The 5818-nt window shown below is 44.8% G+C and carries 4 protein-coding genes; 1 reads left to right on the top strand and 3 read right to left on the bottom strand.

Going from position 1 to position 5818, the window contains the following annotated elements:
- Positions 1 to 101: 101 nt before the first annotated feature.
- The gene (gene ilvY, locus A142_RS13615; protein WP_029405562.1) at positions 102 to 992 is read right to left on the bottom strand and encodes an HTH-type transcriptional activator IlvY; all 891 of its coding nucleotides are present in this window, start codon (positions 990 to 992) and stop codon (positions 102 to 104) included.
- Between the two features lie 146 nt (positions 993 to 1138).
- Here ilvY and ilvC point away from each other — a divergent pair, with 146 nt between their 5' ends.
- Entirely contained in the window at positions 1139 to 2623 is a 1485-nt protein-coding gene (gene ilvC / locus A142_RS13610) for a ketol-acid reductoisomerase (RefSeq protein ID WP_017061965.1), read from the top strand.
- A gap of 309 nt (positions 2624 to 2932) precedes the next feature.
- On the opposite strand, the gene ubiK is transcribed toward ilvC, so the two are convergent.
- Positions 2933 to 3184, bottom strand: a complete 252-nt coding sequence (ubiK, locus tag A142_RS13605) for a ubiquinone biosynthesis accessory factor UbiK (RefSeq protein WP_019824054.1) — start codon at positions 3182 to 3184, stop codon at positions 2933 to 2935.
- A gap of 119 nt (positions 3185 to 3303) precedes the next feature.
- Positions 3304 to 5818: efflux RND transporter permease subunit (locus A142_RS13600; protein ID WP_019824053.1), on the bottom strand; the 2515-nt coding region annotated here is incomplete at its 5' end.

Raw genomic sequence — 5818 nt, 5'->3', positions numbered from 1 at the left:
TGAGAAATCAGCGGGCTTTTTTCTTATCTGCGATATACATAAATAAAAAAGGGAAGAGTACTGACGTGCTCTTCCCTTTTTTGTGTTTAAAACAATGATGACTAGTCCGCTAAATATTTCCCTTCTGCGACTTGCCAGAACGCTCGAATTAGAGGGTTATCTAGCTGCGCTCGCTTACAACATACGCCTAATTCAAATGGTTTGATGGGCTCTATCTTTAAGCGGTCAACTTTATCTCTTACTGGACTGTTGTTTATGACCACATCGGGTGCGATACCAACCCCACATCCTAGAGCTACCATACTTACAATTGCTTCATGACCTGATACTTGAGCATAAATATTAGGTTTAATCTTCATCTTCTTAAACCATGCATTAGCGCGTTCACGAGCGGTACCTGCTTCAGGGATGATAACAGGCACTTCGTTCCAGTTTGGTTTATCAGTTTGCAGTTGCTGGCTAAAGCTACTCACACCAGATGGAATGATGACTGACAGTGGAATATCGCTGATGGTTTCGAATTCTAACCTTGAAGGAAGGATGTCTGGCTTTGCTGAGATAGCGATATCCGCCTCATCGTTTAAGATCTTGTCAATGGATTGAGCTGGATCGCCAGTAGAGAGCTTAAATTCAATATACGGATGAATAGCCCTAAATTCGGTTATGAGTTCAGGTAGGTGACTGTAGCTAGCCGTTACTGAACAAAATATACGGATTTCACCTTTAAGTTCTTGCTCTCCGCCCTTCAGGTGAAGATTATATTGCTGCCACTCTCCCACGATGCTCAATGCTACAGGCAATAGATGTTTTCCTGATGGGGTTAGATCAACACTGCGGTTGTCTCTGATAAGCAGCTCTTGCCCTGTTTCCTCTTCAAGCTTTTGTATCTGACGGCTCAGCGCTGAAGGACTGACGTGCATAGCAGCAGCGGTTTTGCTGAAACTCTTGCTGTCACATAAATGTATAAATAATTGTAGAGATTTTATGTTCATGTTCTGCGATCGTTTCCATGTTGCATTTATTGCAATAACTAATTGTGAATATATCACTTTCAGCAACGGAGTGTCTGTTTTAGTATGAAGTCATTCGATAGAGAGATATCGACCTTACGGACTTATTTTTAAAGGAGTGCCCTAGAATGGCTAACTATTTCAATACATTAAACCTTCGTGAACAACTAGACCAATTAGGTCGTTGCCGCTTTATGGATCGTGAAGAATTCGCGACAGAAGCTGAATACCTTGAAGGTAAGAAAATCGTAATTGTTGGTTGTGGTGCTCAAGGCCTAAACCAAGGTCTAAACATGCGTGATTCTGGTCTAGATGTATCTTACGCTCTACGCCAAGCGGCAATTGATGAAAAGCGTCAATCATTCAAAAATGCTGATGAAAACGGCTTTGTTGTGGGTAGCTACGAAACGCTAATCCCTCAAGCAGACCTAGTAATCAACCTTACTCCTGATAAGCAACACACAAACGTTGTTGAAACAGTAATGCCTCTAATGAAGCAAGGCGCTGCTCTTGGTTATTCTCACGGCTTTAACGTTGTTGAAGAAGGCATGCAATTACGTGCTGACCTTACTGTGGTAATGGTTGCACCTAAGTGTCCAGGTTCTGAAGTACGTGAAGAGTACAAGCGTGGTTTCGGCGTACCAACACTTATCGCTGTTCACCCAGAAAACGACCCTAAAGGCGAAGGCTGGGATATCGCTAAAGCTTGGGCTGCGGGTACTGGTGGTCACCGTGCAGGTTGCCTAGAGTCTTCTTTCGTAGCGGAAGTTAAATCTGACCTTATGGGTGAGCAAACTATCCTTTGTGGCATGCTACAAGCGGGTTCTATCGTATCTTACGAGAAGATGATCGCTGATGGCATCGAACCTGGCTACGCAGGCAAACTTCTACAATACGGTTGGGAAACGATTACTGAAGCACTAAAGTTCGGTGGCGTAACTCACATGATGGATCGCCTATCTAACCCAGCTAAAGTTAAAGCGTTTGAGCTTTCTGAAGAGCTTAAAGACCTAATGCGTCCGCTTTACAACAAGCACATGGATGACATCATCTCTGGTCACTTCTCTAGCACAATGATGGCTGACTGGGCGAACGATGATGTGAACCTACTAGGTTGGCGTGAAGAGACTGGTGAAACGGCATTCGAAAACTACCCAGCTTCTGACGTAGAAATCTCAGAGCAAGAGTACTTCGATAACGGTATTCTTATGGTTGCGATGGTTCGCGCTGGTGTTGAGCTAGCATTCGAAGCAATGACAGCATCAGGTATCATCGACGAGTCTGCTTACTACGAATCTCTACATGAGCTTCCACTAATCGCTAACACAGTTGCTCGTAAGCGTCTTTACGAAATGAACGTAGTAATCTCTGATACAGCTGAGTACGGTAACTACCTATTCGCTAACGTAGCGACACCGCTACTACGTGAGAAGTTCATGCCTTCAGTTGCAACTGACGTAATCGGTCGTGGTCTAGGTGAAACATCTAACCAAGTTGATAACGCTAAACTAATTGAAGTTAACGAAGCTATCCGCAACCACCCTGTAGAGTACATTGGTGAAGAGCTACGTAGCTACATGAGCGACATGAAACGTATCGCTGTAGGCGGTTAATTCGTCGCTTAGATACTGCGAATTTGTAGAAAAAGCAAAGCAGTATCAATAACTCCTTACAGGTTGGAGTTAGGAATAAGCAACACAACATCTAATGAAAAGGCTTGGTCGCCGTTGACCAAGCCTTTTTTGTTTTTCAGGTGGGGAATTGAGAGAGCTTCGCGTACCTGAAGATGATGGCTTTAAAGCTGAATCATTCCCGAAAACAGCGAATGAACGTGGTAAGGAATCTCTCTATATTATTCTCACTCGTATAAAAAAGGGCTGACGTTTTCACGCCATCCCACTTATCTTTTCTTGCTTGAGTGCTTACTTGTCTGCAAGCTTAGCTTCTAGCTCTGTTAGCTTTTGTTCCATTTCAGTTAGCTTTTGGCGAGTGCGAAGCAGTACTTGTGTTTGAACATCAAACTCTTCACGGCTCACAACGTCTAGCTTGTTTAGTTGGCCTTGGATAACCTGGCGAACTTTTTGATCTACGTCTGAACCAAGCTCTTTCACTGGTTGAGGCATAGAATCGTGGATCTGCTTAGCAATCTGCTCTAGTTTTTTTGGATCAAACATATCAATTAAAACTCCTGAATATTTACTACTATTCTATTTAATCACACTTGAGATGTCGCCTATGGCGTATAAAAAAAGGCCACCGAGGTAGCCTTTTTATTGTTAATACGACTTAGCGATTACTTATTATCAGCTAATTCTCTGTGTGCCGCTTTTGCTTCATCGACGCGAGCTAGCTTTTCTAGGTCTTTGTCTTCAACAAATACAGGTAAAGGTTTGTGTTTTTCAGCCAAGTAGCTGTAAATCACTGGCAGTACAAATAGCGTGAAGATAGTACCAATCGCTAGACCAGCAACGATTACGATACCAATACTAAAGCGTTGAGCTGCACCCGCACCACTTGCGTACATCAGTGGGATTAGACCTGCGATCATCGCAGCCGTTGTCATCAGGATTGGACGAAGACGAACCTTCGCAGCTTCCATTACCGCTTCGATACGAGTTTTGTGATGATGCAACTGTTCTTCTTTTGCAACTTCACAGATCAAGATACCGTGCTTGGTAATCAGGCCGACTAAGGTGATCAAACCTACTTGCGAGTAGATATTCATCGTTGCCGCACCCCAAGCAAGAGCGATTAGGGCACCACAGATCGCCAGTGGTACAGATACCATGATAACCAGTGGATCTTTCAGAGATTCAAATTGAATCGCCAGTACCAAGAAGATGATTGCCAGTGCTAGACCAAAGGTCGCGTAAAGTGCACTACCTTCCGTTACGTATTGGCGAGCTTCACCCATGTAATCGTGGTTGTAGCCACTTGGTAGCTTGTTCGCTGCTGTCTCTTCAAACCATGCAATCGCATCACCCATTGCCGCGCCAGGCGCTGGTACTGCCCCGATTGTTGCTGAGTTCAATTGGTTGAAGTGAGGAAGAGAACGAGGCTCTGCCACAACGTCAATCGTAATCAAACTGCCTAGTGGGACAGCATTGCCGTCCGCAGCACGTACATAGTAGTTATTCATCGATTCTGGGTTCAAGCGGAACTTACGCTCTACCTGAGGGATAACCTCGTAAGAACGACCATTTAAGTCGATACGGTTTACGTAGCCATCAGACATCATGGTACCTAGCGTGATACCGATATCTTGCATGGTCACACCGTATGCGCCCGCTTTATCTTTATCGATGTGTACTTTCATCGTTGCTGAGTCGTAGTTCAGGTCGAGATCCGAGTAAACGAACAGTGGATTTGTCGCTACATCAGTCAAGATATCAGTGGTTATTTGGAACAAGCTCTCAAAACTGTTTGGCGTTGTAATAACAAACTGAATTGGAAGGCCTGAACCCGCACCTGGTAGCTCTGGCATTTGGAAGGCGGTTACTGCCATTCCAGGCACATCTTTCACCAAACCACCAACGCGGTTTGCTACCTCAGATTGGCTTGCTTCACGCTCACTCCAAGGAACCATAGATGCAATACCAAACGCTTGGTTTGCATTAGGAACACCTGTGAACACCTGCGCGTAAGCGACTTCTGGCTGATCAGACAGAATCTTGTTTACGTCGTTCATGGTATTTTGCATGAAGTCTAAGTTCGCATTAGATGGTGCAGTACCCATCAGCATGATTACACCTTTATCTTCTGAAGGTGCTAATTCACTAGGGATGAACTTAAACAGCATCGGCAAGCTTGCAAATACGATGATCGCAAAGCCAATAAATACTGGACGATGTTGCATTACCGCGCCAAGCATACGCTCGTAACGGTTAGTCATACCATCCAAAACGCTATGAACCTTCTGCTCAAACTTGCTCGGCTCAGCGTGAGCTTTGAGCATTTTTGAACACATCATTGGCGACAGCGTTAGTGCCACGATACCTGATACAAATACAGAACCGGCTAGGGTTAATGCGAACTCTTTAAATAGTGAGCCCGTGATACCGCCCATCATTGCGATTGGAGCGTATACTGCGCCTAGCGTTAACGTCATTGCAATAACTGGTACAGCGATTTCACGCGTACCGATGATCGCAGCGCGGAAAGGGGACTCTCCGAGCTTGATATGCCTGTCGACGTTCTCAAGTACCACGATCGCATCATCGACCACCAGACCGATGGCGAGTACCATTGCCAGCAGTGTCATTAGGTTCCAAGAGAAGCCCATCGCCTGCATTACCATTGCCACACCAATCAGTGATAGTGGGATAGTAACGATAGGGATCAGTACCGCTCGGAATGAACCTAAGAACAAGGTAATTACGATCAATACAATTAATGCCGCTTCAAGAATTGTCTTGATAACTTCCTGAATTGACTCGTTAATCGCAATGGTTGAATCGTACATTACGTTCATTGAGATGTTGCTTGGAAGGTTCTTCTCTAGCTGAGGAAGAAGCTCAAGGACATCTGCAGCGATGTTGATCGGGTTCGCACTTGGTGCCGCATTAATTGCTGCAACAACCGCCTCCTGACCGTTCGCACTTGCACGATAAACGTCGTGGCTTTTCTCTAGAGAAACCTTAGCGATGTCAGACAGACGAATAATCTCACCTTCACCACTTCTAACGACTAAGTTCTCTAACTCTTCAGTGTTTGATACTTGTGTATCGGCACTGCCGTTATAAAGAACAAATTCCCCCGTTGCTTGACCCGTAGCTGATTGGTAGTTGTTCGCATCCAATACCGCCATA

It is taken from the genome of Vibrio splendidus 12E03 (genome assembly GCF_000272105.2).
GTDB classification, from domain to species: domain Bacteria; phylum Pseudomonadota; class Gammaproteobacteria; order Enterobacterales; family Vibrionaceae; genus Vibrio; species Vibrio splendidus_I.
Note: the sequence above shows the minus strand (reverse complement) of the source record. Positions and strands in the feature narration are given on the sequence as shown.